At 61.2% G+C, this 24,954-nt stretch carries 26 protein-coding genes; 2 read left to right on the top strand and 24 right to left on the bottom strand.

The annotated features are described in order from the left end of the window. Nucleotides 1-6 precede the first annotated feature (6 nt). The 10 genes from ABD903_RS03745 to ABD903_RS03700 all read right to left on the bottom strand — a co-directional run bounded on the left by ABD903_RS03745 (nt 7) and on the right by ABD903_RS03700 (nt 11,287). Nucleotides 7-633 (bottom strand): 3'-5' exonuclease, encoded by a 627-nt coding sequence (locus tag ABD903_RS03745; RefSeq protein ID WP_345221529.1) that lies wholly within the window; start codon nt 631-633, stop codon nt 7-9. Between the two features lie 189 nt (nt 634-822). After that, nucleotides 823-1,695, bottom strand: a complete 873-nt coding sequence (locus tag ABD903_RS03740; protein WP_345221528.1) for a hypothetical protein — start codon at nt 1,693-1,695, stop codon at nt 823-825. A gap of 63 nt (nt 1,696-1,758) precedes the next feature. Continuing rightward, complete coding sequence (locus tag ABD903_RS03735) at nt 1,759-3,840, bottom strand: beta-N-acetylhexosaminidase (protein WP_345221526.1); 2,082 nt, start codon at nt 3,838-3,840, stop codon at nt 1,759-1,761. A gap of 161 nt (nt 3,841-4,001) precedes the next feature. Further along, nucleotides 4,002-5,357 (bottom strand): DUF58 domain-containing protein, encoded by a 1,356-nt coding sequence (locus ABD903_RS03730; RefSeq protein WP_345221524.1) that lies wholly within the window; start codon nt 5,355-5,357, stop codon nt 4,002-4,004. A gap of 18 nt (nt 5,358-5,375) precedes the next feature. After that, nucleotides 5,376-6,011 (bottom strand): hypothetical protein, encoded by a 636-nt coding sequence (locus ABD903_RS03725; RefSeq protein WP_345221523.1) that lies wholly within the window; start codon nt 6,009-6,011, stop codon nt 5,376-5,378. A gap of 53 nt (nt 6,012-6,064) precedes the next feature. Continuing rightward, nucleotides 6,065-7,150, bottom strand: coding sequence for an AAA family ATPase (locus ABD903_RS03720; protein ID WP_345221522.1), 1,086 nt, complete (start codon nt 7,148-7,150; stop codon nt 6,065-6,067). 19 nt (nt 7,151-7,169) lie between these two features. Then, the gene (locus ABD903_RS03715; protein WP_345221520.1) at nt 7,170-8,432 is read right to left on the bottom strand and encodes a DUF4350 domain-containing protein; all 1,263 of its coding nucleotides are present in this window, start codon (nt 8,430-8,432) and stop codon (nt 7,170-7,172) included. After that, entirely contained in the window at nt 8,429-9,298 is an 870-nt protein-coding gene (locus tag ABD903_RS03710; protein WP_345221519.1) for a DUF4129 domain-containing protein, read from the bottom strand. Before ABD903_RS03710 ends, ABD903_RS03715 begins: the two co-directional genes overlap by 4 nt. Further along, complete coding sequence (locus tag ABD903_RS03705; protein WP_345221518.1) at nt 9,279-10,301, bottom strand: hypothetical protein; 1,023 nt, start codon at nt 10,299-10,301, stop codon at nt 9,279-9,281. Before ABD903_RS03705 ends, ABD903_RS03710 begins: the two co-directional genes overlap by 20 nt. 2 nt (nt 10,302-10,303) lie before the next feature. Then, nucleotides 10,304-11,287: a stage II sporulation protein M gene (locus ABD903_RS03700; RefSeq protein WP_345221516.1), complete on the bottom strand. Its 984-nt coding sequence runs from the start codon at nt 11,285-11,287 to the stop codon at nt 10,304-10,306. Nucleotides 11,288-11,386: 99 nt separating this feature from the next. On the opposite strand from ABD903_RS03700, the gene ABD903_RS03695 reads away from it, so the two are divergent. Then, nucleotides 11,387-12,112 carry an RDD family protein gene (locus tag ABD903_RS03695; protein WP_345221515.1) on the top strand — a complete coding sequence of 242 codons (726 nt, stop codon included), beginning with the start codon at nt 11,387-11,389 and terminating at the stop codon, nt 12,110-12,112. A 74-nt stretch (nt 12,113-12,186) separates the two neighbouring features. Next, a complete protein-coding gene (locus ABD903_RS03690; protein ID WP_345221513.1) occupies nt 12,187-12,558 on the top strand; it encodes a hypothetical protein in 372 nt (123 codons plus the stop codon). A gap of 76 nt (nt 12,559-12,634) precedes the next feature. Here ABD903_RS03690 and ABD903_RS03685 read toward each other — a convergent pair whose 3' ends face one another. The 14 genes from ABD903_RS03685 to ABD903_RS03620 form a co-directional block, all read right to left on the bottom strand. Next, complete coding sequence (locus tag ABD903_RS03685; RefSeq protein ID WP_345221512.1) at nt 12,635-13,333, bottom strand: energy transducer TonB; 699 nt, start codon at nt 13,331-13,333, stop codon at nt 12,635-12,637. A 148-nt stretch (nt 13,334-13,481) separates the two neighbouring features. After that, a complete protein-coding gene (locus ABD903_RS03680; RefSeq protein WP_425555428.1) occupies nt 13,482-15,128 on the bottom strand; it encodes a carbon-nitrogen hydrolase family protein in 1,647 nt (548 codons plus the stop codon). Between the two features lie 279 nt (nt 15,129-15,407). Then, nucleotides 15,408-16,565 (bottom strand): T9SS type A sorting domain-containing protein, encoded by a 1,158-nt coding sequence (locus ABD903_RS03675; protein ID WP_345221510.1) that lies wholly within the window; start codon nt 16,563-16,565, stop codon nt 15,408-15,410. A 138-nt stretch (nt 16,566-16,703) separates the two neighbouring features. Beyond that, nucleotides 16,704-17,360: a 3-oxoacid CoA-transferase subunit B gene (locus ABD903_RS03670; protein WP_345221509.1), complete on the bottom strand. Its 657-nt coding sequence runs from the start codon at nt 17,358-17,360 to the stop codon at nt 16,704-16,706. A gap of 4 nt (nt 17,361-17,364) precedes the next feature. After that, a complete protein-coding gene (locus ABD903_RS03665; protein WP_345221507.1) occupies nt 17,365-17,613 on the bottom strand; it encodes a hypothetical protein in 249 nt (82 codons plus the stop codon). Beyond that, nucleotides 17,606-17,986, bottom strand: coding sequence for a hypothetical protein (locus ABD903_RS03660; RefSeq protein WP_345221506.1), 381 nt, complete (start codon nt 17,984-17,986; stop codon nt 17,606-17,608). Before ABD903_RS03660 ends, ABD903_RS03665 begins: the two co-directional genes overlap by 8 nt. 18 nt (nt 17,987-18,004) lie before the next feature. Next, on the bottom strand, nt 18,005-18,703 hold the full coding sequence (locus ABD903_RS03655; RefSeq protein WP_345221505.1) for a CoA transferase subunit A: 699 nt from the start codon (nt 18,701-18,703) through the stop codon (nt 18,005-18,007). Between the two features lie 87 nt (nt 18,704-18,790). After that, nucleotides 18,791-20,056 (bottom strand): carboxypeptidase-like regulatory domain-containing protein, encoded by a 1,266-nt coding sequence (locus tag ABD903_RS03650; RefSeq protein ID WP_345221503.1) that lies wholly within the window; start codon nt 20,054-20,056, stop codon nt 18,791-18,793. Nucleotides 20,057-20,102: 46 nt separating this feature from the next. Next, the gene (locus ABD903_RS03645) at nt 20,103-21,056 is read right to left on the bottom strand and encodes a bifunctional riboflavin kinase/FAD synthetase (protein ID WP_345221501.1); all 954 of its coding nucleotides are present in this window, start codon (nt 21,054-21,056) and stop codon (nt 20,103-20,105) included. A 28-nt stretch (nt 21,057-21,084) separates the two neighbouring features. Beyond that, nucleotides 21,085-21,996, bottom strand: a complete 912-nt coding sequence (locus tag ABD903_RS03640; RefSeq protein ID WP_345221498.1) for a DUF2268 domain-containing putative Zn-dependent protease — start codon at nt 21,994-21,996, stop codon at nt 21,085-21,087. 16 nt (nt 21,997-22,012) lie between these two features. Then, nucleotides 22,013-22,819: a tRNA pseudouridine(55) synthase TruB gene (truB, locus tag ABD903_RS03635; protein WP_345221496.1), complete on the bottom strand. Its 807-nt coding sequence runs from the start codon at nt 22,817-22,819 to the stop codon at nt 22,013-22,015. Beyond that, the gene (locus tag ABD903_RS03630; protein WP_345221494.1) at nt 22,816-23,616 is read right to left on the bottom strand and encodes an undecaprenyl-diphosphate phosphatase; all 801 of its coding nucleotides are present in this window, start codon (nt 23,614-23,616) and stop codon (nt 22,816-22,818) included. Before ABD903_RS03630 ends, truB begins: the two co-directional genes overlap by 4 nt. Before the next feature lie 3 nt (nt 23,617-23,619). After that, entirely contained in the window at nt 23,620-23,940 is a 321-nt protein-coding gene (locus ABD903_RS03625) for a DUF3098 domain-containing protein (RefSeq protein ID WP_345221492.1), read from the bottom strand. A 111-nt stretch (nt 23,941-24,051) separates the two neighbouring features. Next, on the bottom strand, nt 24,052-24,948 hold the full coding sequence (locus ABD903_RS03620; RefSeq protein ID WP_345221490.1) for a cell division protein FtsX: 897 nt from the start codon (nt 24,946-24,948) through the stop codon (nt 24,052-24,054). Nucleotides 24,949-24,954 lie beyond the last annotated feature (6 nt).

The raw sequence follows: 24,954 nt of genomic DNA, 5'->3' as shown, positions 1-24,954 counted from the left end.
CGGTAGCTACGCCCAAGAACCGCTGGTGCGGCGTCCGACGAAAGGCTTTGGCTTGGTGCCTAAACCTTTTGTTAGCTCCCGTTGCTTAAAGCAGAAGGCAAATGGATGCCCGCTGCGCAGGGCGCGCAGCGTTATTTCGGCGCAAACTTCCGCGTCGGAGAGGCTGTCGTGGTGGTTTAGGGTCAGGCCGAAATGCGTGGCCAGGTCGCTGAGGCGTGCGCGCTCCAGGTGCGGAAACGCCGCTTTGGCCAGCTTAACGGAGCACATGGCGTGGAAGGCCGGAGTGGGCAGATCGTACGCCAGCAGGGTTTTATCGAGCACGCTCATATCGAAGGCGGCGTTGTGGGCCACCACCAGCTGCTCGTGCACAAACGGTTCGATGAGCGGCCATAGCTCCGGCCACGACGGTGCCGTGCGCAGCTGCTGTACCGAAATGCGGTGGATGCTGTAGTTAATGGGTTCCACGCGCAGCTCCACGGGCCGAATCAGGTATTGCCGCCGCTCCACCACCTGGCCACCGCGCACCTGCACCAAGCCAATGGAGCAGGCGCTGTGCCGCTTCTCGTTGGCCGTTTCAAAGTCGAGGGCGGTAAAGTTGAGCTCGTGGAGGTCTTGCTGAATCTTATGCTGCATACCCAAAAGGGAAGTGAAAAATGAGTAGCGGCAGCCGCAGCCTGCGTTGCGCAGCCCGAAGTAAGGCATTATATCAGCAGGTAAAAAGTGGCGTCAGTATACTACGAGGCCCGGAGCCTGCCGCCCGCAATCCTAAACCCGGCTGAAAACAGCACGGAGAAACAAGTCAGCGCGTGGAGCCGGATGGGCTTAATGCTGGCGTACCAGGGTATAACGCAACGCTCCCTGGCGTAGCTCGGGCTCCACAATGCGGGCGGCGTAAATACGCAGGGTGTCGCCGCGGAAGCCGTAGGTGCACAGCTGGGGCCGTTTGGTGCCGGCGTTCAGTACCATGTTGTCGCGGTCGTTGGCCAGCGTCACCACAAAGTCGGTAGCCACGCGGTAGCTCCGGATGCCTGGCAGGCCTTGCACGGTGCCGTTGGGCAGGAGGCGTACTTGGCTACGTCGCCCGGTAGAGTCGGTAGCGGCGTAAGCCCCAGCCAATAATTGGGCGTTAACTACACGCTGCACGGCCTCACCGGAAGCACCGGGCGCGGTAGTCAGCCCACGTACCCGTTGGAAAGCCAGCGTTTCGAGGGGCCGCTCACTCTTGGTGTAGCGCTGCCAAAGCAGGGTAGTATCGGGGCCGTTTACGGATACGGTCAGCTCGTAAAACCCGCCGGAACGTTCGTAATCGACGCGGTTGGTGGGTAGCGACATAGCAGTGCGGCCCGGCCGGAAATAGGCCGTAAGCTGATCGGCTTCGTGGTTGTTCAGGTTGGCTTCCACCAGCAAACTGTCGCCGCGGCGGCGCGCCGGGTTAATGGACAGGGCCACTACGCCGCGCAGGCGCCCGGCGGCGGCCAGCGGCGAGCGGGTGCGCTGCACGGCTTCCACATAATCGGTGCGCACCCACACACCGCGCAGCAAGGGGCTCAGGCGCTGCGCCATAGCGGCGGGTGTGGTTGCCGGGTCGGTAACGGCTTGGGGTGAAGCGTTTTCGGTGTCGGGCTGGCTGCGTTGGCAGCCCAGGGTAAGCAGCACCAACAAGGCGGAGGCGCGCAAGGAAGCGGAAAGCGTCATGGGCAGAGCAAAGGGCAAATCGGCGAGCGGAACAAAGGTGGTACGCAAGCCAGCGCCGCTTGGCTACGGCAGCATCAGCAATTGCTTGCCGAGCTTGGTGGCCAGCGCCAGTTCGGTTTGACCGGCCGGCTGCCGGGCTGCCTCTAACTGCTTCTGCGCGGCGGCCATCCATTCGGCGTTTGGCACCTGGCCTTTTTCCAGCTGCTCCAGGCGTTGCAGGGCCAGCGTGGCAACCACCGTTAGGTGGGTTGAAAGCGGCGCGTATTCGCGCAGGTCGGGGTTGGTTTGCAGCAGCGGCTGCACACGCACGTCGTTTTGCTGCCAGGTTTTCAGCTGGGCCTGCACGCGCCGCAGCAGGCGCCGGGCCTCAGGGGCCGTAGACAGCCGCCCCTGCGCCGAGCGCGGCTGTTGCAGCAAACTGTCGAGAGTAGCCCCAAACCGTCGCGCCGCTTCCGACTCGGCCGGTGCCGCATCCACGAGGCGGTTCAACGGGGTTTGGGTGGTGTACTTAAAGCCCTGGAAGTGGCGCTTGTAGTCTTTTACCGGCTCCAGCACGCTGGCCAGGGTACGAAGCGGGGCTACGTCGTGGCCCGCCGCCATCATGGCCAGCAGCTGCTCGGGGGCGCGGCGGTGGTGCAGGCCCAGGGTTTCCAGCTGATCCGAAACCAGCGCGAGGCGGCGGTACATATCGGGCACGTTGGTCACGGTAGCCGGCGACCAAAGCCGCTCGGCCACGGCCGCGGCCCGGGGCCAAATGCGCGAATCGATGATGACGGAATCGGCAAACTCGCTCCACATAGCGGCTTCGCCGCCCAGCACGCGGGCTTTTTCTTCGGCCGATAGGGTAGAGGAAGCCGGCAACGGATCGACCACGTAATGCGCGGCGGCGGGGTGGTTCAAGTCAATGTAGTAGCCGTTCGAAAGCAGAGCCTGGTGTTTCTGCTGCACGGCTTCCACCAAGCCTTTCTGGCCGCGCCAGCTCTGAATTATCGTGCTTTCGGGCAGGCCGGGACCCAGGATTTCGTCCCAGCCGATCATCTTCTTGTTAAGCGCGTTCAGCTTTTGCAGCATGCGCCGGTTGAAGTACGTCTGCAGGGCGTGTTTATCAACCTGATTTTTGTCTTTCTCCTTTACGAAGCCGTTTTCGCGCATCCAGGCGGCAATGCGCGGGTTGCGGCGCCACTGCCGGCCGTCGTTTTCATCGCCCCCAATGTGGAAGTATTCGTCGGGGAACAAGGCGGTCATCTCGGTCAGCACCTTGTCGAGGAGCTGGTACGTGGTTTCGCGGGTGGGGTCGAGAGCAATGTTCAGTACGCCCCAGCGCAACGGCACGGCATAAGTAGAGTCGTTCGAGGCCAGCTCGGGGTAGGCCGCAATCCAAGCCGTGGTGTGGCCGGGCACGTCGAACTCGGGCACTACCCGAATGCCGCGGGCGGCGGCGTAGGCCAGCACCTCGCGCACCTGGGCCTGGGTGTAGTAGCCGTTGGCGCCGCCCACTTCGTGCAGGCGGGGCAGCACTTTGCTTTCCACCCGAAAGCCCTGGTCGTCGGAAAGGTGCCAGTGCAGCACGTTCAGCTTCACGGCGGCCATGGCGTCGAGGTTGCGCTTGATAACGGGCACGGGCAGAAAGTGCCGGGCGGCATCAATGAGCAGGCCACGCCAGGCAAAGCGCGGCTGATCGATGATGGTGGTTTCGGGAAAGTAAAAGCCGCCACCGGGCTTTATGCGCGTAAGCAACTGTTGCAGCGTAGCCAAGCCCCGCACCACGCCCACGCCCTGCGCCGCCGACAGCTCGATGCCGGTGGGCAGAACGCGCAAGGAATACCCCTCGTTTTCGGTGAGGGCCGCGCGTACGGGGCCGTTGGAACGAATAACCAAGGCTGCCGGCTCGGCGGCCACGAAGCTGGTGGTTAGCTTTTTCGGGCCGCCGGCCTGTGTGCTTAGCCAGTTATTAAACCGCTCCACCGCCTGGCGTACCGAAGGGTCAGGCTCGGCCGCGAAACGCACGCGCCAGGCGGCAGGCAGCGCGAAACGCCCGGCGCCCCACTGGGTAACGGTGGGTACGGGTAGCAGCTGGCGGGTGTTAGTGGGTTGGGCAAACGCTGCGAAGGGTAGCAGCAACAGGAGCAGCAGTAAACGGAACATGGGGCGAGTTTACGGGGAAACACCGCAGCCGAACGCAATTTCTTTGCCGAATGCCAGTTGGTGGGCCTGAGACTTTGTTGTACAGGATCTTCCGTGGCCTCACCCCCGGCCCCCTCTCCATGGGAGAGGGGGCCGGGGAGTGAGGCCCCAATGGCCAGCCACTAAATCAGGCCGCGCGACTTGAATTCCAGGTACTTGTTAATGGCGTTAACGGTGAGGTGCTGCGGGGGCGTGAGCAAGGCGTGGATGCCGTAGCGCTGCAACTCGCGCACGATTTGCCGCTTTTCCTGCGCGAATTTCTCGGCAATGGTTTGGTTGTACACGTCCTCGGTAGTGGACGGCGGCGTGTCCAGGAACGCCTGCAGCTCGGTGTTTTCGAAGAACACCACCAGCAGCAGGTGTTGCCGGGCCATTTGGCGCAAATACGGCAATTGGCGCTGCAGGCTGCTCACCGACTCGAAGTTGGTAAACAGCATCAGTAGGCTGCGCTGGCGGGCGTTTTTCTGCACGGCCAGGTACAGCCGCTCGTAGTCCGACTCGAGGTAGCGGGTTTTTTGCCGATACAGGGCATCGAGCAGGCGGCGGAGTTGGTCGGGACGGCGGTCGGCGGCCAGCACCGTGCCCCCGCGCTCGGAAAACGTAATCAGACCGGCTTTGTCGTGCTTGTGCAAGGCAATGTTGCTGATGACGAGCGTGGCATTGATGGCATAATCCAGCAGGCTTAGGCCCTCGAACGGCATGCGCATCACCCGGCCCTTGTCGATGAGGCAGTACACCTGCTGGGCGCGCTCGTCCTGGTAATGGTTTACCACTAGGGCATCGGCGCCGGTGCTGCGGCGGCGGGCAGTGGCGCGCCAGTTCACGGTGCGCGGGTCGTCGCCGGGCGCATAGGGACGCAGCTGCTCAAATTCCATGCTGTGGCCCACCCGGCGCAGGCGCTTCACGCCGGCCTCGGTCAGTCGGTTAGAAACGGCCAGCAGCTCGTACTGGCGCATCTGCAAAAACGATGGGTACACGGGCACCGTCCGGCCCTCGGTTTCGTGCCGGAACCGCCGACGCAGCAGCCCGATGGGCGAAGTTACGAGCACGTTTACCGCACCAAAATGGTACTCGCCGCGCCGGGTGGGGCGCAGCTGGTAGTGAATTACGGTGCTTTCGCCGGCGCGCAGGGCGGTGGTAAACAGGGCGTCGCGGCGCTGAAACTGGGCAGGCAACTCGTCAATGGTTTGCGTGCCCACCGGAAAGCGGTACTGGTTATCGAGCCAGATGCGCACGTTGTTGTCGGAGCCGTTGGCCAGCTTGTCGCCCAGCTCGCGCCGGGCCGTTACCCCGCCGCGGCTGCCGCCGGTGCCGGGCGCGTACAGCAACACCCCATCGAGCAGGGCCAGGGCTACAAATAACCCCAGCGCCACCTGCAGCGGAACGAGCAGCACCGGCACAAAAAACGCCACCACGAAACCCGTCGCCAAAGCGGCCAGTAGCCCGAAGAAGCGCGAGGTAAGAAAGAGACTACGCATACCGGCGGCGCTTAACGCCTAAAATAGCCAAGATACTCCACCGTCAAGCCGGGGCAATACGGTGCGTTGGGAACGACTGAGTTTGCTGGCAACCCCCAAGCTGCCTTCGGCGCCGATGCGTTTGCCCAGGTTCCGGCGCACACCGTAGCGCAAGCCCACCACGCGGGCAAGCTGCAGGTTCGGCACGTCAATCAGCTGACCCGAAGCTAGCGGCAGCTTCACAAACAAACCGAGGTAGTTGGCGGCGTTGTGGCGGGTGTTTCTCTGCCGGGTTGCACGCTTCTGCAAAGACGTGTACCAGCGCCCCTCCAGCAGCGCAAACGGCACCAGTGCAGCTGTGGAATAGTCACGCCCAAAAGACGGATCGACCACGTTCACGAAGCGTGTGCCGCCAATGGGTAAAGTTGTGGAGTAAAACGAGTAGTGCCCGCCCAAGCCGTACAACACAGTTGCGTACCGGCCCACGCCGCGCTCCTGGGTTATTTGCGCGCCTAAATAGGTGCCGGTGGCCGCAGTCAGGCAACGGGCCACCGTAGCGCTATCAATCGGCGCCTGCGCCCGGGCGGCGGTACTGCCAAATCCTGCAAGCAGAATCAAAACCACTTTTATTCGGTTGAAGGCCGTTACCGAAAACGCCCAACGAAATACGGTCATAAACTAGAACGCGAAACAAAACGAGTAAACCACCAGAAAACCGTGCATAACCATTAGCGCGGCACCTCCAGACTCTGCAGCAGCTGCTTTACCACGTCGTCGGGCGTCTGGCCTTCCAGCTCGCGTTCGGGCGTGAGCATAATGCGGTGCCGGAGTACCGACGGGGCCAGCTCCTGCACATCTTCGGGCGTCACAAAGTCGCGGCCACGCAGGGCCGCCAGAGCTTTCGAGCCGTTCAGCAAAGCCAGCGAAGCGCGGGGCGAAGCGCCGAGGTACAGAGCCGGATGGTTGCGCGTGTGGCTAACGAGCCGGGCCATGTAGTCGAGCAGCTTGGGCTCTACGTGCTGGCGGCGCACCTGCTGGCGCAGCGCCGCAATATCGGCAGCGGTTAGCACCGGCTGAATGTCGGCCAAATCGTTCGGGCCTTGGTGATGCAGCTCCAGAATGCGCGTTTCTTCCTCCGCCGTGGGGTAGCCCACGCTTATTTTGAACAGGAAACGGTCAAGCTGGGCTTCGGGCAGGCGGTAGGTGCCTTCCTGCTCCACGGGGTTTTGGGTGGCCAGCACCGCAAAGGGCTCGGGCAGCACGTGGCGCACGCCGTCGTGGGTCATCTGGCGTTCCTCCATTACCTCGAACAGGGCCGCCTGGGTTTTGGCCGGGGCGCGGTTGATTTCGTCGATGAGCACCACGCTGGCGAAAATAGGACCGGGCCGGAAGGAAAAGTCGCCGTGCTGGGGCCGGAAAATAGAGGTACCTAGTACATCGGCGGGCATCAGGTCGGGCGTGAACTGCACGCGGCTGAATGGCACGTCGATGGAGCGGGCCAGCAGCTTAGCCATGAGGGTTTTGGCCACGCCGGGCACGCCCTCCAGCAGCACGTGGCCGTCGGCGAGCAGGGCCGTGAGCAACAGCTCCACAATGCCGTGCTGGCCGATAACGCGCTGGCCCAGCGTATCACGCACGCGGGCGGCGGCGGCGCTTAATTGGCTGAGGTCGGTGCGCTGCCCGAACGGCGCTGCGGCTTCCGGGGTGGTTGGGCTGCCGGCGGGAGCTTCCGGAGAGAAGGGCTGGGCCGGAGTAGTGGCTGCATCGGCCGCGGGTTCGGCGGCGTTCAGGGCAGCGTTGTCAGATTCGGTCATTGGTAGCGAAAGAAAAAGCTTAGCGCGCCGTGCGCCGGAAGCGGCGCATTAACTCGCTGAGGTGCAACAGTTGGTGGTCGTCGATGCGCGGAGCCGTGCGGGTAAAATTGAGCTGACGCATCAGCTCGTTAACCTGCTCGCGGGCCACGCCTGATTTCTGGGCCAGCCGCTCGCGGAAGGCCTCGTCGTCGAGGTGGTCGGTTTTTTCGTGGAAGCGCGTGCGCAGGTACTCCAGAAATAGCTCGGTTTTTTGGGCCGCAATGGCGTGATGGTCGCGGCCTTGCCGGTAGAGGGAGGCTACGTTGCGGGTGAACAGCAGCGTGGTGTTCGGTAAGGGCTTCACAATGGGAATAATGCGCTGCCGCCGCTTGGCTTCGAACACCAGAAACAGCACCGCGCCCACCAGCAGCAGCCAGCCGGCCGTACGCAAAGCCAGGTGCTCCTTCAGCACCCGCAGCAACGACTGCTCGCCCAGCGGCCCTTGCTTCTGGTACTCGTCCCAGAACACCGGCCGCGCCGGCAGGTACGACAAGGCCGCGAAGGCGTAATCGGCTGCGCCCGGGCGGAGCAGGGCCACGTTGCTGAACAGCTTGGGGGTGCTGCTCAAGTAAAAAAAGCCCTGGCCGAAGGGTACCCGCAGCAGCACCGGCCGGCGCTGCGCGTCGGTGGCCAGCGCAGTGGCCCGGCAGGCGCTGTCGGCCTGGAAGAACCATTCTACCTCGGTTTCCGGAAACGAAAACCGGCGCTTGGCAAAACCGGGGTTTGCGAGCTGCACCAGGGTTTGGCGCGTGGGCGCCGTGCGCTCCTGCCGAGCCAAGATGCTGTCGATATCCGTTGCCGTTTCCATGTGGAAGCGCAGCGTATCGGCCAGTTGCTCATCAAAGTATTCAGCGGCGATGAAAGCGGTGTTGCCGCGGGCCACGTAGCGCAGCAGCGTTTCGCCATCGAGGCGGCTGCACGTAAAACTGTTGTCAACGAACAAGTAGTTGGCTTGCTGCGTCAGCAGTTCCGGGCTCTTTTCGGTTAAACCCGAATCGGGCAGTACGTCGTGGCCTAGCTTGGGCAGAAGCTGATTGGCAATGGGCTGCCGAATGGTGCGCACCGGCTGGCCCGGAAACAGGCTGGGCAGCAGGTCGTAAAGCACGTAGGTGCCATAGGGAATTCGGTCGCGGTTGATGAAGGTGGGCGACCAGTTGGTGGGCGTAGGGCGAAAGTATTCCACGGCCACAAAGCCCACGAACAGCAGCGCCAAGCCCAGTAAGTACATGCGGAACTTGCTCATGCGCGGGCGGAGGCGGGGCTGAAATGGCGTTCGAACGCGTGGCGGGTTTCGCGCACGGCGGCGTACTGCGCGGCGGTGAGTGGCTGCTCGCCGTACCAGGCGTACTCAAATTGCCTGGTAAGCGTGGCAAAGCCCTGCTGCCAGGGTGTGCCGGCCAACTCGTGCACGTAATCGTGGTTGGTTTTCTCGGGCTGCCACTGCACCAAGTGCCGCTCGGCCAGGCTGCGCAGCACCAATAGGTAGCCCAGGCGCACGGCCACCCGAAAGTTGCCCGTGGTTTCGGCTTCGGTTAGGCGGGGCAGCAGGTCATCGGCGTGAATGTCTTCGGGCGCCGTGTCGTAGGCGAGGGGTACGGTGCGCGGAGCCCGGCCCAGGGCGCCCGTCAGGTCGAGGCGCAGCAGGCGCATGAGGGCGTACAGCAAAGCCAGACCAAACGCTCCGTAAACCGTGTAGCGGCCCCACCGGTCGTAGCCCGGCCCGTCGAACAGGCTCGACCACCACTGACCAAACCGCCACCAAAACAGGTCCCAGGCGCCGCGCGGCTTGTGCCTTGGTTCCACGTACCGGAAAGCGGATTGCGCCCGATAGGCCTGCAGCCGTTCCGGTTCGGGCCGGCGCAGCTGCACGGGCGTGCTGCGGTCGGTAGGCAGGATTACGGGTGCCGCCTCCGCTTTGGGGCGGCGCGAACCAACCGAATCGGTGGGGGTGAGGGGCGGGGGCAACTTGCGCACGGCAGGCGGCTGCCGTACGGCCGTGGGTTGCGGCGCGGCGACAACCGTACAGGTGAAGGCCGCGCCGCACAGCACCAGGCCAACCAGCCGCGAGCGGCTGGTAAAGGCGCGGCGCTTAATACTCGCCTTCTTCATCGGGGCGAACGGCACGGGGGGCCACGGGTGTGGCTGGCTGCCCAATGGCATCGACCAGCAGGTACGTTCCTTCCTGCTCTTTGCGCTCCACCAGGTTAAAATACTGAAACGCGGGTGCCAGCAGCAGCAGTGGGTATAGGCCCAGGGCCACCACCGACTGAATGCAGCTGCTAACCACCGATATAACCCGGTTAATGGGGGGAGTGTCGCCGCCTATTTCAGCCGATATAAACGGCAATCCTATGAGCGATACCACCGCCGAGACGAGAATCAGCACCACCATCAGCAGCAGGCCCATCACGAACAGCAGCCCGAACGTAGACCACCATTTGCCCCAGATTAGCTGAAAGCAACGGCGCAGGCTGGCGAAAAAGCCCTGCCGCTCGCGCATCCAGATGATGAAGAACAGGCTTAGGGTGACGGCGAAGTAAAAGATGGAACCGTACAGGCCCACCACAAAAAGGATGACGGTTACAAAGTTGCGCATGATGCTCATGAGTATGCCCAGCACCAAGCCAAGCCCCATCATGCCCACCACAAACACCAACCCCAGCCCCAAAAAGGCCAAAATGGCACCCCCAAACCGCTGCCGCACCAGTTGCCATACCTCACGCACGGTAACTTCTTCGGAAGTTTCTTTTTCGAGCCGCAGCACCAGGTAGCCGTACACGGTCAGCGTCAGGAGCACAAACGAAATCAGCCCGCCGATTACAGCACCCCAGTACTCGGGCTGGGAAAAAAAGTCGCTCATGGTCGACAGCACAGCCGCGCTGTTGCCACTCTTCGCCATTTCTTGCCAGCCCACCAGCATGCCCATCAGCTGCGCCTGCATCAGCCCCGAAAGGATGCCCGATATCAGCATGGCTGGCAACACAATGTACAGCAGGGCCCGGCCCAGCGGCCGGAAATGCGCCCGTACGAAATCAAATGACGCTTCGATTTTCTGACCGAAGTCGCGTTCTTTCAGAAAGTGCGAAGGATGGGTAAAAGGAAGGTGCCGCATGGCTATTCACGTACTAATGTGGCAGAAGAATGGGGTAGCAGGTGGGTGCCTTGCCGGTACAGCCACCAGGGATACACTACAAAATAACCGAGTACCCACGCGGCCGAGCCGCCAATGATGAGCAAGCTGGCCGCCAGCGGCATTTCGGTATGGCGGGTTACAAAACCTTCCAGGAAACCGGCCACCACAAACATGGGTACCAGGCCCAGCACCAGCTGCATGCCGTCGCGGGCGGAGCGGCGCAGAGCGTCGCGGCGGGAGTAGGTGCCGGGAAACAGCAGCCCCTGGCCCATAACCAGGCCCGCACCGCCCGCCAGCACAATGGCCGAAATTTCCAGCGTGCCGTGAATCCAGATGGTCAGGACGGATTGCAGCCCCACTTGCTTCTGAAAAAAGAACAGCTGAAAAGCGCCCAGCATTACGCCGTTGCGAAACAGCATGAAAGCCGTGAACAGCCCGCCCGTAATGCCGCCCACAAACGCGTACAGCGACACTTTTACGTTGTTCAAGGTAATCTGCAGGAACATCAGCGTTTCGCCCTCGCGCTTATACACGGCCATGGGGTCGCCTTTCTCGATGTTGGCCAGCGTTTGGTTTACGTAACCGTCGCCGAGAATGACCCGCACGAAGGTATCGTCGAGAGAAGCGGAGAGGGCACCCAGGCCGCAGGAAAGCAAAAACAGCAGCAACGACAGCAGCAGCGGCCGGCGGTGGCGCACCACCAGCAGGGGCAGCTCGAGGCGCCAGAAACGCAGCAGGCGGCCGCTTTCCTCGGTTTTGTTTTTGTAAAGGGCTTGGTGCAGCTTGCCCGTCAGCGTGTTCAGGTACGCCGTGGTGGTCGAGTCCGGGTAAAACGTGCGGGCGTAGGCCAGGTCATCGGTAAGCTCAATAAAACGGGAGGCCAGCTCCTCGGGGCCGGCCGGAACCTGGGTTTCGTAACGGTGCCAGCGGGCCTGGTGCTGACGAACAAATACAGCTTCGCGCATAAGGCGCTAACAACGACTAAACTATCTTTACGCTAATGGCGGCGTCGTTCAAATATACTGATTTGACGGCGCCGCTCACGGGATTTTTGCTTGCAAATTATGAGCGTGGTGCGCATCCAGACGGCCCAAAACGTGGCCCTCGAATTTGAAACCGCCAGCGTGGGCGACCGGCTGTTGGCGCAACTGCTCGATTGGCTGGTTATGATCCTCTGGAGCCTCGTGGTAGGTTTTCTGATTGATCAGGCCACGAACTCGGGCGACGAGCAGAACATTCTGGGCATCGTGATTATTGGGGTGCCGCTGCTGGTGTACCACCCCGTGTGCGAAATCTTTTTCAACGGCCAGAGCTTGGGCAAACACCTGCGCCACATCAAGGTCACGCGCCTCGACGGCACCCGGCCCAGCCTCGGCGACTACCTGCTGCGCTGGCTCATTGGCTTGTTCGAAATCAGCATGACGGCGGGTTCGGTGGCGCTGCTGGCGGTGCTGCTCAGCGGCCGTGGGCAGCGCCTCGGCGACCTGGCCGCCGGTACCACCGTGGTGAGTTTGCGCGCCCCCGCTAACCCCGATTACGACCTGCTGAAGCCCCTCGGTGCTGCGGAATACCGCGTTACTTTCCCGGAAGCCGGGCTGCTACCCGACCACGACGCGGCCCTGGTACGCCAGCTGCTCCACCAGGCCGTGCGCCGCGAAAACTACCTGCTCCTGAACGAAGTGGCCAACAAGGTGAAAGTCCTCATTCAAATTCAAACCGATATGCAGGACGAGCCGTTTCTGCGCACGGTGCTGCTGGACCACGCGCACCTGGCTGGCCAGCGGGCCTAACGAAACCGGGTGGGTTTGTCACCTTCGGCGGGCCGAATGCGTACGCATTAACTCAACCTTCGATATCCCGCCCCATGACTACGCATCACCAAAACCCCGACGAATTTTCTGAGCTGAACAAGGCGGAAACGCCCGAAAATATTCGCCGCGGCGCCGAAGCCGCTAACCGGCCCGAAGGCCGCCCCGGCCAACCCGCCGACCCTAACGCGCACGCCCAGCACCAGAACAGCCCGAACTACGGCGACTTCGGCCACGCGGCCCCCGCCGCCGGCTCAACCCCGGCTGCTGAGACGCCCGAAAGCTTCCAGCCCCGCTACGGCCAGGAAACCCCGCCCACCGACGTGGATCAGACCAAGCGCGGCGACGCCCGTTTCCGCCACAGCGGCACCCAGAACATTGAAACCAACGAGCCTGCCAACCCGCACCATGGCCCAGAAAGCGAATAGTACGCCACGCACCTCAACGCCAAGGGGCGGCTCCTGCTTCAGGAGCCGCCCCTTGGCGTTGGTAGATACTTACTACTTACAGCCCTTGCGGTGGTAGTTGAACGTTTATGGGCTTGAAAATAGCCGTGATAATCACGTGGTCGGTATATGGCTGCCGGGCTTCGGACTCTTGCAGTCTTTTGTTGCTTTCCTGAAGGTCTTGCTCCGAATCGATAATGCGGAACGTGGCGCGGAGGTAAAACCGCGCATCGGTAGGCCGGCCTTGGTAAACGGCCGGTACCCACGTGGACAGTCGCTCCTTTAACCCGTTCCATACGGCCTGGTCGCAGGCTTCCGAAAGGCTTTTCTCAACTGTGAAATTAGTGGCGCGTCCTTCCTTCGTCACCACGTATGAAATCAATACGTCGCCCTGTACTTGCTCACGCAAAGCGGCACCGGGGTACCGGATGTTTCCCGTGATTAAACGCATTTCCTTGGCATGGCTGCCCAACAGCCGCGGCGCACGAGAAGGCCTACCCAGTTTCCAAGTGTCACCGCTTCGCAATTCGTAACGCGCGGTATCAGGCCGTTGAAAAACGATGCGGCTGGAGTCGTACTGCACCGCCAATTCTTTGTTGCCGGCTTCGTCGTAGTATTCCCATAGACCCACGGGCCGCTCGTTAACCAGCTTGCCTTTCTCGTACTTGTTTTTACCGGGTTTCAGCAACGACTGTGCTGAGGTAAGGGTGCCTGGCAAGAGCAAGAACACCAGCAAAAGGTATCGTAAGCGGCACATACAACCGCGAGTAAGTAGTTTTTGACGCATAGCAAAGCGAAGATAGAGGGTACATGAGTTGAGTCGAATGCGCTAACCAGCAGAATGAAAAAAAACCGCCCGAAACACCCAATAAGGGGTTCCGGGCGGCGTATTCCAACTCAGCCAGTTACCCGGCCGTGTGCATGAGCTTGCGCTTGGTGCTGCGCGGGGCGCGCTCCTCACCCTGGGCCAGTAGCTCATCGTCGCGTTCCGATTTCTTAACGGCCCAGCTTACCGAGTACAAGTCCTTGCGCCGGTCGCGCAGGTTACGCACGGCGCCGCTGCTGTTGAGGTCTTTCAGCAAGTCCAGGTCGAGGTCGGCAATCAGGGTCATTTCAGTATTCGGCGTCGCCTCGGCCACAATGGCATCGTGGGGGAAGGCGAAGTCACTGGGGCTGAACACGGCCGACTGCGAGTACTGAATGTCCATGTTCTCGACGCGGGGCAGGTTGCCCACCGAGCCGGTAATGGCCACGTAGCACTCGTTCTCGATGGCGCGGGCCTGGGCGCAGAGGCGCACGCGTTGGTAGGCATTCTTGGTATCGGTCCAGAAGGGCACGAACAGGATTTTCACGCCTTCTTCGCTCAGCAAACGAGCCAGTTCGGGGAATTCCACGTCGTAGCAAATCAGAATGCCGATTTTACCGAAGTCGGTATCGAAGCAGCGCAGCTTGTCGCCGCCGCGCATGCCCCAGTAGCTGGTCTCGTCGGGGGTTACGTGCAGCTTGTACTGCTCGTCCACGGTGCCGTCGCGGCGGCAGAGGTAGGCCACGTTGTGCAGCTTACCGTCTTCGTACACAGGCATGGAGCCGGCAATGATGTTGATGTTGTAGCTCACCGCAAACTCCATCAGCTTGGTTTTGATGGGCTCGGTGAAAGCCGCCATGGCGCGAATAGCCACTGCCGGTGAGGATTCCTCCGTCAAGGCCATCAGCGGAGCGTTGAAGAACTCGGGGAATAGCACGCAGTCGGACTTATAACCCGACACGGTGTCCACGAAGAACTCCATCTGCTGGTAAAAGTCCTCCAGGCTGCGTACGGCGCGCATTTGCCACTGCACAATACCAATGCGCACGTTGCTCTTGACGTTACCAATGAGCTTCTCCGATTCCTCGTCGTAGTACACGTTAATCCATTCCAGCAGCGTGGCAAAGGCCTTCGACTCAGAGTCGTAGGGCAAGTAGCCGCGGATGATTTTGCGCACGTGAAACTCGTTCGAGAGCTGGAAGGTGAGAATAGGGTCGGTCAGCTCCTTATTGCGCACCATTTCCACGTACTTGGCGGGCGTCATTTCGTTGGCGTACTGGTTGTAGCCTGGAATGCGGCCGCCGGCTACCATGGCTCGCAGGTTCAGGCTTTCGCACAGCTCCTTGCGGGCGTCGTAGAGGCGCCGGCCCAGGCGCAGGGAGCGGTATTCCGGGTCCACGAACACGTCTACACCGTAGAGCGTGTCGCCTTCGGCATTGTGGGTATCGAACTTGCCGTTACCGGTAATTTTGGCGTAGGTGTGTCGGTCGCCAAAGTCGGAGTATTGCACAATGATGGCTAAAGCAGCGGCTACCACCACCCCGTTGTCTTCGATGCAAATCTGGCCTTCGGGGAATTTGCGGAGCAGGTTATTGTACTCGTCCTGAGCCCAGGCGCCCTCCATGTTGGAGTACACCTTGTCCATGATGCTTTTCACAGCCTTAAAATCAGACTTGCGCAAGGCCCGCAGCACCAATTTATGAGCGGGTACAGCCGTGGGCGTCATCAACTCCGGGACGGTGGGCATGCCCGGCAAGGTATTTTTTTTGGCGTGGCTGCCGCCGACTTTGGCGGAATGCGAATTAGTAGCCATATCTGAAAACGAAGTGTGGGGGCAAAAGTAGGAATTACAGAAGCGGTGGCGGGAATAATGGGCGATGGGCCACCGCATCAACTCAGGCATACGTTGCCGCAGCGCTTTTTGCTGGTGTTTGCTTCGCATTTCCTCGCGTCATCACCAGCCCGTTATAAGGCAGAAAGCCAGCAGGAGAGTTCCCACTGGCTTCCTCCACAATCTTGGCTAAACCTACTTTTGACGTACCACACGGCGCACCGCTACGCCCTGTGCGGTTTGCACCGTGAGCAAGGCTACGCCCCGGAAAGCCCCGAACGCATCGGCTGGGATGGTACATGCACCCTGCGTTACTGCCAGCGTTTGCTCGAACAGCATGCGGCCGGCCAGATCGGTAGCGGTTACCGTTGCTTTCAAGCCGCTCCCCAGCCCGCTCAAGTGCGTAGACTGACCCGTAGCCACTGGGTTTGGGAATACGGTTAGCTCCGGAAGATTGGCCGTGGGCCGGGCCGCCAGCACAATGCGTCGGTAAATGTCGCGGTACTGCACCGCCGTAATGGTTTCCACACCGCCCAGCATTTGGGTGGTAATGGTAAGCAGAGGTACGTGGTGGGTTTTGGCCAGCCACTTGTACTCCCGGGTAACAGGAACGGCAATGCCGAAACCCGGCATGCCACCTAAGGCGATACTGTCGCGGTCGATGAGCTTGGATACCACCCGCACCGTTTGGAACGTGCCGAACGGCGTGGTGAGCGTGCCCCAGGCATCTACGGTGTTTACCCGCTTGCGGCGCCGGTTAAAGTAGCCCGTAGCAGCTGCTGCGGCCGGCGTTTCCAGAAAGGATACGCTGGAATCGGGTGCGCTGGCGAAACTCAAAGGGAAGCGGTAAATAACGTCCTGCTCAGCTTGGCTGCGGTACGTAACCGGTACCTGGAAGCCGTTCAGCGTGCCGCCGAAACCGACCGAGCGGTAATCCTGCGCGGGGGCTGTGGCCGCCGATACGTTGTAGAACTGGTACGGATCGGTGATGGGCAACGTGCCCCCCAGGCCTGCCGGCAACGGCTCCGGCGACGCTACCGTGGCCCGATTTACGCCTCCCAGCACCCCAAACGAAAGCTGATAGATGGGAAACGTAGCACTTACCGCCACATAACGGTCCACGGCCTGGGCCGTAGCCACCAAAGCGCCGTAGTTCCAGGTTTGGTTGGCTCCGCGGCGGGAAAGGGGCGGGGCGCTGGGCGGCAGGGTTGGCGCGGCGCGGCTAATCCGCATGGTGTCAACGGGAGCCGCGGCGGTAACGGCCGGCATGTCGGTGCGGTCGATTATGGGCGAAACCTGAGCCCAGACCGGGGCCGCTAAAAGCAAAAGGAAGGCAAGTAAAGGTTGACGCATAGAAGCCGAAGCGAAGAGTTGAAACAAACGCGCAGGGCAGCTATAGCCCAGGCCGACACTAAATTATGGTGTAACCACCAGACTTAGTGCCAGCAACCCGGGATATAACTGCCCTGAAAACAGCTTCTGTTGAAATCTTTACAGTTGCATTTCCGGCACGCCGCCTTCGGGTATAACCAGCTTGCCAGCCGTGGCCGCCTGAATTTGCTCTACGGTTACGCCCGGTGCCCGTTCGCGTAGTACAAAGCCGTCGGGGGTGATGTCGATAACGGCCAGTTCGGTTACGATCTTTTTCACGCAGCGCAGGCCGGTAATGGGCAGGGTGCAATCGGTGAGGAGCTTGCTGCTGCCGTCGCGGGCCACGTGCTGCATGGCCACAATGATGTTTTTGGCCGAGGCCACGAGGTCCATGGCGCCGCCCATGCCCTTCACCATTTTGCCGGGAATCTTCCAGTTGGCAATGTCGCCGCGCTCGGAAACCTCCATGGCCCCCAGAATGGTGAGGTCCACGTGTTCCCCCCGGATCATGCCAAACGACTCGGCCGAGGAGAAAAGCGACGAACCGGGCAACGTGGTTACCGTTTGCTTGCCGGCATTAATCAGGTCTGAGTCTACTTCGGCTTCGGTGGGGAAAGGCCCCATGCCCAGCAGCCCGTTTTCGGACTGCAGCACTACATTGATGCCTTGAGGAATGTAGTTGGCTACCAGCGTGGGAATGCCAATGCCGAGGTTGACGTAGTAGCCGTCTTGTACTTCTTGCGCAATGCGCCGGGCAATGCCGTGTTTGTCGAGCATGGGATTAGGGATGGGAAGGGGCGGAAGTAGAACGAAGAAGCAAAGCGCGGCGCAGGCGGCGCAACTGGAACCATTGGGTTACTCGCACGCCAATGAGCAGCGTAATCAGACCCGGGATGAGCAAGAGCAGCACCCACGTATTGGCTTCGTTGTAGGACGCGTGCGTAAGGTTGCCCAGGTTTACCATGAAATCGGTGCAGTACCAGAAAGCCAGATCGATAAAGCGGGCAACCCACTGCGGGAGATTATTCATGCAGCTCCGATTTGATGCGACGAATCAATACAGAGTTTCGCAATGCCCCGTACGTAAGCCAAATGAGCAGCAGCGGAATCAGGACCACATAGAAGGCTATGTTGGCGGCGGCGTACAGGCCTAGTCCGCCTGCTGCGAGTGCCTTTATCGTACCCACGTACAGCGGCCGTAGCCGGAAAAAGGCAGGGCTATTGGCCGGTGTGGCGTGGGGGCAGCCGTGCTTTTCGCAGTAACGGGAGCAGCGGTCAGCCAATAGCTTATAAGTAGGCGGGGGACCGGTTTCGTTGACGTAATACCCGAAGGCCAATGGCAGGGCCGAGAGCAGACCAACCAAGCAAAGCACCCCAAGGAGAGTCCTAAGATCAAGTTTCATGACGAGAGAGCCTAAAAATCACCCTTGCCGGACGGTGCGCTGCTCAATGCGCTTTTCGTAGTCTTTGCCCTGGAAAATGCGCTGCACGTAAATGCCGGGCGTATGAATCTGGTTGGGGTCCAGTTCACCGGCGGGCACTAGTTCTTCCACTTCAGCTACCGTGATTTTACCGGCCGTGGCCATCATGGGGTTGAAGTTGCGGGCCGTGCCTTTGTAAATGAGGTTGCCGGCAGTGTCGCCTTTCCAGGCTTTTACAAAGGCGTAGTCGGCGTGCAGAGCGGTTTCGAGCAGGTACATTTTGCCGTTGAACTCGCGCGACTCCTTGCCTTCGCCCACCTCGGTGCCGTAGCCAGCTGGGGTGTAAAAGGCCGGAATGCCCGCGCCGCCCGCGCGGCAACGCTCGGCCAGGGTGCCCTGCGGAATCAGCTCAACCTCCAGCTCGCCGGCCAGCAGCTGCCGCTCAAATTCGGCGTTTTCGCCCACGTAGCTGGAAATCATTTTGCGTACCTGCCGCCGCTGGAGCAGCAGGCCAATGCCAAAATCATCGACGCCGGCGTTGTTGGAAATGCACGTCAGGTTCTTCACGCCCAGGCGCAGTAACTCCTGAATGCTGTTTTCGGGTATGCCGCACAGGCCAAAGCCGCCCAGCATAAGCGTCATGCCGTCGGTGATGCCGTGCAAAGCGGCCTGGGCATCGGCTACTACTTTGTTGATCATAGGGAAAATGGGGAAAGAGCAAGTGATGCACCCGCCACAGAGCGCGACTCGGTGGCGGTGGCGCCGTGGTACGGTTGCGGCGCAAACCTACTGTTTCTTGCCCGCACCCCCAATGCTGCCGGGCGCGGGAGCGGGCTCGTAATCTACGGGCAGCAGTTCGCCTACCTTTTCAAAGCCCCAATACCCCTCGGTAAACACCGTGAGCGGGTTAAGGAGCTGGCCGGTGGGCGTAATTTCGGTTTCGGAACGCAGTAAGTGCAGCACCGAAACCTGCTGCTTGGGGAAGATGGGCGGCTTGCCCACGGCTGTGGGAATGTAATAGGCCGGGTCCGGCTTTTCGCGGGTGTACGTAACTTGGGTGAGGTGCTTAAACCGCAGCATTACTTGCTTGGAAGAGTTTCCTGGGCGCCGCAGGCTGTCGGCTGGCAGGGGTAGCGTGTAGAGGTACGCAAACCGCGGAGGTTCCTGAAGCATGCGCATAAGAGTATCGTGGGGTTGCCACACCTGGCCTGCATGGGCTTTTCGTTCCACGTTCAGGATGCTGTCGGCCAGTACCCAGCGTGGGTTGGCTACGCGCCGTAACCGATTGGCCACGAAGCCTTCGTCGGCAACCCGGCCGTTACGCACGCTGCGCAAAAAGTGGGTGAGCGAGCCGGCGTAGGCAGCCTGCCGGTTTGCGGCCCATTTGGCGCGTTGGGCAGCATTCTTCGTGGGTAACTCTTCGAATACCGGCCAAGCATAGTACGTAAGCACCTGCTGGCCGAAGTTCATCTGAAAGTGCAACCCGTGAAACCGAATGCGGTACCCCAGGGCCATGTTGTCGACTTGCAGGTAGCCCAGTGCCTCTGCCGTTAGCTCGTTGGCCTGAGCGTCGTAGTCCACGCGGGCCGCTTTGGGGTTGCGTATCCGGCATTGCTTGGAAAACGCCGAGTTGCCGAGAAACAGACTCACAAAACGGCGGTAGTCCTCGGGCCGGCTCGGTCGCGGGCGAATGGTAACGCCGGCCAGCTGGTTGCTGATGGGCGCGGCCAGCAAGGTCACCGCGAGCGGCTCGGCGGTTACGAAAATGCTCTGGCGCGTGAGGCGGTACCCCAGGTACGACACCACCACATCGTAGGAGCCCACCGGCACGCCGGGGAGAGTGAAACGCCCGGCCTCGTCGGTGACGGTGCCGCGGGTGGTGTTGGCCAGAAATACACTCGCGAAGGGTAAAGGCGCCCGGGTTACCGAGTCGCGGGCCACTCCGCTCACCACACCAGTCTGAGCCGTGGCCGACAGGGCCACCAGCAAGCCGATGGCCCACGTGAGCAGCCACCGCTTTAATTCCCGATTTGTAAAATAGCAATGCCGCATATCAGCAGCAAAGTAGTCAAGCCACGGTACTTCGGTGGTTCGGGCTTTAGCCGCCCACCAAATGCTGCCGGGCGGCGTCGGCGTCTTTGGCCAGCTGGGCTTTCAGTTCGTCGAGGCCGTTAAACTTCTGCTCGTCGCGCAGGCGGGCAATGAATTCTACAGTCAGCGGCTGGTCGTACAGGTCGCCGTCGAAGTCGAGCAGGTGGGCCTCCACGGTTTGGGCGAGGCTACCGCCCACCGTAGGCCGCACGCCAATGTTGAGCATGGCCTGGTGGTGGGTGCCGGCGGCCGTGGTGGCCATTACGGCGTAAACGCCCCGGCCTGGCACCAGCTTCATTCCGTCTTCCTGCTGCATGTTAGCAGTGGGAAACCCAATGGTGCGGCCCAGTTGCTTGCCGCGCACCACGGTGCCGGTGAAGGGGTAATTATAGCCGAGGTAGCGGTTGGCGGTGGCTACGTCGCCGGCTTCCAGGGCGCGGCGGATGCGGGTGCTGCTTACGCCCACGGCGTCCACGTCTTCGCGCGGAATTTCCTCTACTTCCAGCCCATACTCACTGGCATGGTCGCGCAGGTAATCGAAGCCGCCTTCGCGGTTTTTGCCGAAGCGGTGGTCGTAGCCAATCACCAGCTTGCCGGTGCCCACGGTTTGCAAGAGCAGCTCGCGGATGTACTGCTCCGAAGTCCATTCGGCGAATTCGCGGGTGAAGGGTACGATGAGCAGGTAGTCAACCCCGTACGATTCGAGCTTGGCAATGCGCTCCTCCAGTGTGTTCAGCAAGTGCAGCTGCAGCGGCTCGGGGTGGGAGGGCGGCGGGGCCAGCACAAGGCGCGGGTGCGGCCAGTAAGTAATAACCACGCTGGGCCCGCCCGACTGCCGGGCCACTTCCTGCAAGCGGTGCAAAATGCGCTGGTGCCCCACGTGCACGCCGTCGAAGGTGCCGCTGGTCACCACGGCATTGGTCAGGCGCGGAAACGCGGCGGGGTCACGGACAACTTGCATGGGCGGAGAGAGAAACGGAAAGGAGGGATTACTTGAACCGCGCGGCGTAGCCGCTTCGGCGCAAAAATTCGCGGCAATCTTGGATGTGCAGGATATCGTATACGGCCTGGCGCTTGTCGGAGGCGCCATCGTAGTAGGCTTTTGTGATTTGGTAGCCAATGACGTAGCCCAAATCGGCGGGGCGACCAGCGGGCCGCTCGCCGCCGTAGAGCCACAGGGCGAAGCTGTCGTTTTCGCCCAGGTTCTGGTCGCGCTCAAACTCTTGCCAGAGTTGCTTTTCGCGGCCGCGGGCGTAATCGTAAGCTGCTCCGCCCGCCGGTTTACCCGAAATCAATTCGGCCAGAAAGTCTGCGCTGCCTTCGATGATACACTGCTCCAGCAGAATTTTATACGTGTACGGTATGTGTTGCTGCACGTGAATCAGTTCGTGGGCTACCAAGGGCGGAATATTGGCCGGTTCGTTCATCTCCGCCCCAATAATCTGCGCGGCGGGCACGGCATTGCCGCCCACCAAAAAGCCCCCGATGGCGAAGTAGACGGGCGGGAACGTGGCGGCTGGGTACAGCTTCTTCAGCGCCGCGTAACTCTTGCGGCATTCGGGAATGGCTGCGCCCATGCGCAGGCTGGCGGCGCGTACCCGCTCGTAATCGGCGCTGCGGCGCTGCACCACCCGTAGCAGCGAATCGGGATGGGCAAGGTCGCTTTTCTCGAGCAGAATCTTTGCGCCAGGGCTGGCGAGCTTCACATATAGCTCCGCGAACGGGTTGCCGGGCTGGCCAGCGCGCCACGCATCGTAGGCGCGCCAAAAATTCGCGACGTCGTACGTGAAAAACTTCGCCTTGTGCGGGTCTGTGGGGTTGGCGGGCAGCGCCGGGGTTTGGGCACGTGCCGGGCCGTTCAGCCCCCAAAGCAACACCCACAGCAAGCAAACGAAGCGCATACGACGAGCAATGGATCTATTCGGTGGCGGATGACTCCGGCCGCGACGCCTCAAAGTTTCGCAGGCCGGCGCGGGTTTCGGGCCGTGGTTCCCGCACGCGGCGCGGCCGTTCGGCTTCGCCTTCGGGGCGGGGCGAGCGGCGGGCTTCGATGTCGGCCATTGTCAGGGCGTTTTCCAGGCGGTACTCCCCAATGCGGGTACGCACGAGCTTGGTGAGGTGGGCGCCGCAGCCGATCAACTCGCCAAAGTCGCGGGCGAGGCTGCGCACGTAGGTGCCCTTTGAGCACACGATGCGAAAATGCACGTCGGCCCCGTGGACTTCAGGCAGCTCGAAGGCTTTGATGTCGACCAGCTTGCTTTTGATTTCGGCCGTGTCGCCGCGGCGCGCTACTTCGTAGGCCCGTTCCCCGTTGATTTTCACGGCCGAAAACAGCGGCGGCGTCTGCTCAATGCGGCCCGTGAGCCGGGCGGCGGCGGCCTGCAAGTCGGCCGGCGTTAGGTGCTGCCAGGGCTTTTCTTCGCCAACTTCGGTCTCGAGGTCGTACGAGGGCGTGGTTTGGCCCAGCCGGAAAATGCCGGTATACTCCTTCTCCTGGGCCTGAATCTGGTCGATGCTCTTGGTTTGGCGGCCGGTGCAGAGAACGAGCAGGCCGGTAGCCAGCGGATCGAGGGTGCCGGCGTGCCCGATTTTTTTGGGCCGCAGCGTGTTCTTTACCTTCCGCACCACGTCAAACGAAGTCCACGTCAGGGGTTTGTCTACCAGCAGTACTTCGCCGGGGTCGGCTTCGGGTTGCGGGTGCTTGTTGGGCGAATTGGGGTTCATATCAGGCGCAAATCAATGCCCAAAGCCAGCATCAGGAGCAGAATGCCGCCCACGATGATGCGGTAAATGCCAAAGACGCGGAAACCATAGCGCGACACAAAGCCCACGAACAGCCGAATGGCCAGCAAGGCCACGATAAACGCCACGGCGTTGCCGAACAGAATGATTTTGATGTCCTCGGTCCGAATCAGGTGAAAGTTCTTGTACACCTTCAGCACCGTGGCGCCGGCCATGGCGGGCAAAGCCAGGAAAAACGAAAACTCGGCGGCCGACTGCCGGGTGAGCCGCTGGGTAAGGCCCCCGATAATGGTAGCGGCCGAACGGCTGGTACCGGGCAGCAGCACCGCCAGGCACTGAAACACCCCAATGATGAACGACTGCCGGTAGCTGGGCGTGGTTACGGGGTGGCCGCCTTCCTCGCTCGGGGTTTGGGGCAGCCACTTATCGATGAAGGTTAGCACAATGCCGCCCAGCAGCAGCGCCGTGGCAATAACCGCCACCGAGCCCAACAGCTGATCGATAAAATCGTCGAGGGCGAGGCCCACTACGATGACGGGCAGGGAGCCTACGATAAGCTTCAGGTAAAAATTAACGCTCTGAAAAAAACGGCGCCAGTACACCACGAACACCGATGCAATTGCGCCGAGCTGAATAACTACGCTATACAGTTTGGTGAAGGGCGTGGGCTCGATGCCAACCAATGCCGAAGCAATAATCATGTGCCCGGTGCTGGAAACGGGCAAAAACTCGGTAAGGCCCTCTACAATTGCCAGCAAAAACGCGTGCCAATAACTCATCGGCTAGCGGCGCTGGAAGGTAGGTTGGGTGGGCGTAGCCGGCGGCGTGGCTGCCGGCCCGGCAACGGGCGCACCCGTTAAAGGCTGGCCCGAGGCGGGGGCGCTAGGGGCCGCATCGGCGTTGCCCGAGCGGGCCATAATGGCGAAGAACTCGATGATAAAGCCGGCCAGTAACAGCAATGGACCCACGGTGAGGCCCAGGAAACCTTCGCCGTAATCGGCCGTGTCGAGCGACATGGCAATGAAACCAGCGGCCAGTACGCCCAAGCCAATAAACATCAGCCGGTAATTGCGTGGCCCGAAAGCGAAGCGAGTGGGTTGCATAAGTAAAGAAGCGTTATGGGCTGCGGTAAAACAGCCGAAGAGCTGAACGAAGGTAACAGGAGCAGTAGTCAGATGCCGACGGCGGCGCGGGCGTTGCCCGGTCCGTGCCGATCAATACAAATCATCGAGCGACATCCGAAGGTATTTGCGTACGGCCCGGTACGAGCTGAAAAAACCAATAACGCCGCCCAGCACCACCAGTGCTACCAGCACGGCACCCACCAGCCGCTCGTCGCGCAGCAGCCGTATTTCGCTGATTTGCAGGTACGACCATTGCAGTAGCGCCAGCAGAATAAGGCTGGCTAATACGCCACTGGCCAAGCCTTGCCAGGTAGCGCGGCGCAAAAACGGGCGCTGAATAAACCACGACGTAGCCCCCACCAGCTGCATGGAGCGAATGAGAAAACGCTGCGAGAACAGCGCCAGCCGAATGGTGTTGTTGATCAGGATAACGACCACCGTGGTGAGCAGCAGGGCAAAACCCAGCAGCACCAGGCTAATGCGGCGCAGGTTGCTGTTCACGTCGGCAATGAAGTTCTCCTCTACCGATGTTACCTCGAACACTCCTGGCAGCTGCTTCAAATCCTTGTTCACGGCGCGCAGTTGGTTTACGTCGGCGTACTCGGAGTTAATTTTCAGAATATAGGCGTCGCGCAGGGGGTTGTCGCCCAAAAACTGCTGAAAATCGTCGCCGGTGAGCTGTACGAATTCCTGCGCCCCTTCTTCCTTCGAGAGGAAACGCACCTGGGGCTGGTTGTCCTTAAATGCCACGTAGGGTTTCTGGGCGAACGTGCGTTGCAGGGCCAGCAGTTGGGTTTCGGGCAGGTTGCGCTCCAGGTACACCTGCACTTCCAGGTTTTCCTTTACCGCTTCCGAAAGCTTGTGCGCGTGCACCAGCAGCATTCCGAACAAGCCAATAACCAGCAGCGCCAGCGTAATGCTGAACACCACCATGGTGTGCGGATAACTGCCAAGCTTCTTCTTACGGGTGGGGCGGAATTGGGGCATCGAAGG

The organism is Hymenobacter koreensis (assembly GCF_039541855.1).
Taxonomy (GTDB): domain Bacteria; phylum Bacteroidota; class Bacteroidia; order Cytophagales; family Hymenobacteraceae; genus Solirubrum; species Solirubrum koreensis.
This window is presented reverse-complemented; position numbering and strand designations above follow the sequence as displayed.

Coding starts and splice junctions, on each gene's coding strand:
- ABD903_RS03745 (WP_345221529.1), bottom strand. CDS start 633: ATGCAGCATAAGATTCAGCAAGACCTCCACGAGCTCAACTTTACCGCC.
- ABD903_RS03740 (WP_345221528.1), bottom strand. CDS start 1,695: ATGACGCTTTCCGCTTCCTTGCGCGCCTCCGCCTTGTTGGTGCTGCTT.
- ABD903_RS03735 (WP_345221526.1), bottom strand. CDS start 3,840: ATGTTCCGTTTACTGCTGCTCCTGTTGCTGCTACCCTTCGCAGCGTTT.
- ABD903_RS03730 (WP_345221524.1), bottom strand. CDS start 5,357: ATGCGTAGTCTCTTTCTTACCTCGCGCTTCTTCGGGCTACTGGCCGCT.
- ABD903_RS03725 (WP_345221523.1), bottom strand. CDS start 6,011: ATGACCGTATTTCGTTGGGCGTTTTCGGTAACGGCCTTCAACCGAATA.
- ABD903_RS03720 (WP_345221522.1), bottom strand. CDS start 7,150: ATGACCGAATCTGACAACGCTGCCCTGAACGCCGCCGAACCCGCGGCC.
- ABD903_RS03715 (WP_345221520.1), bottom strand. CDS start 8,432: ATGAGCAAGTTCCGCATGTACTTACTGGGCTTGGCGCTGCTGTTCGTG.
- ABD903_RS03710 (WP_345221519.1), bottom strand. CDS start 9,298: ATGAAGAAGGCGAGTATTAAGCGCCGCGCCTTTACCAGCCGCTCGCGG.
- ABD903_RS03705 (WP_345221518.1), bottom strand. CDS start 10,301: ATGCGGCACCTTCCTTTTACCCATCCTTCGCACTTTCTGAAAGAACGC.
- ABD903_RS03700 (WP_345221516.1), bottom strand. CDS start 11,287: ATGCGCGAAGCTGTATTTGTTCGTCAGCACCAGGCCCGCTGGCACCGT.
- ABD903_RS03695 (WP_345221515.1), top strand. CDS start 11,387: ATGAGCGTGGTGCGCATCCAGACGGCCCAAAACGTGGCCCTCGAATTT.
- ABD903_RS03690 (WP_345221513.1), top strand. CDS start 12,187: ATGACTACGCATCACCAAAACCCCGACGAATTTTCTGAGCTGAACAAG.
- ABD903_RS03685 (WP_345221512.1), bottom strand. CDS start 13,333: ATGTGCCGCTTACGATACCTTTTGCTGGTGTTCTTGCTCTTGCCAGGC.
- ABD903_RS03680 (WP_425555428.1), bottom strand. CDS start 15,128: ATGCCCACCGTCCCGGAGTTGATGACGCCCACGGCTGTACCCGCTCAT.
- ABD903_RS03675 (WP_345221510.1), bottom strand. CDS start 16,565: ATGCGTCAACCTTTACTTGCCTTCCTTTTGCTTTTAGCGGCCCCGGTC.
- ABD903_RS03670 (WP_345221509.1), bottom strand. CDS start 17,360: ATGCTCGACAAACACGGCATTGCCCGGCGCATTGCGCAAGAAGTACAA.
- ABD903_RS03665 (WP_345221507.1), bottom strand. CDS start 17,613: ATGAATAATCTCCCGCAGTGGGTTGCCCGCTTTATCGATCTGGCTTTC.
- ABD903_RS03660 (WP_345221506.1), bottom strand. CDS start 17,986: ATGAAACTTGATCTTAGGACTCTCCTTGGGGTGCTTTGCTTGGTTGGT.
- ABD903_RS03655 (WP_345221505.1), bottom strand. CDS start 18,703: ATGATCAACAAAGTAGTAGCCGATGCCCAGGCCGCTTTGCACGGCATC.
- ABD903_RS03650 (WP_345221503.1), bottom strand. CDS start 20,056: ATGCGGCATTGCTATTTTACAAATCGGGAATTAAAGCGGTGGCTGCTC.
- ABD903_RS03645 (WP_345221501.1), bottom strand. CDS start 21,056: ATGCAAGTTGTCCGTGACCCCGCCGCGTTTCCGCGCCTGACCAATGCC.
- ABD903_RS03640 (WP_345221498.1), bottom strand. CDS start 21,996: ATGCGCTTCGTTTGCTTGCTGTGGGTGTTGCTTTGGGGGCTGAACGGC.
- truB (WP_345221496.1), bottom strand. CDS start 22,819: ATGAACCCCAATTCGCCCAACAAGCACCCGCAACCCGAAGCCGACCCC.
- ABD903_RS03630 (WP_345221494.1), bottom strand. CDS start 23,616: ATGAGTTATTGGCACGCGTTTTTGCTGGCAATTGTAGAGGGCCTTACC.
- ABD903_RS03625 (WP_345221492.1), bottom strand. CDS start 23,940: ATGCAACCCACTCGCTTCGCTTTCGGGCCACGCAATTACCGGCTGATG.
- ABD903_RS03620 (WP_345221490.1), bottom strand. CDS start 24,948: ATGCCCCAATTCCGCCCCACCCGTAAGAAGAAGCTTGGCAGTTATCCG.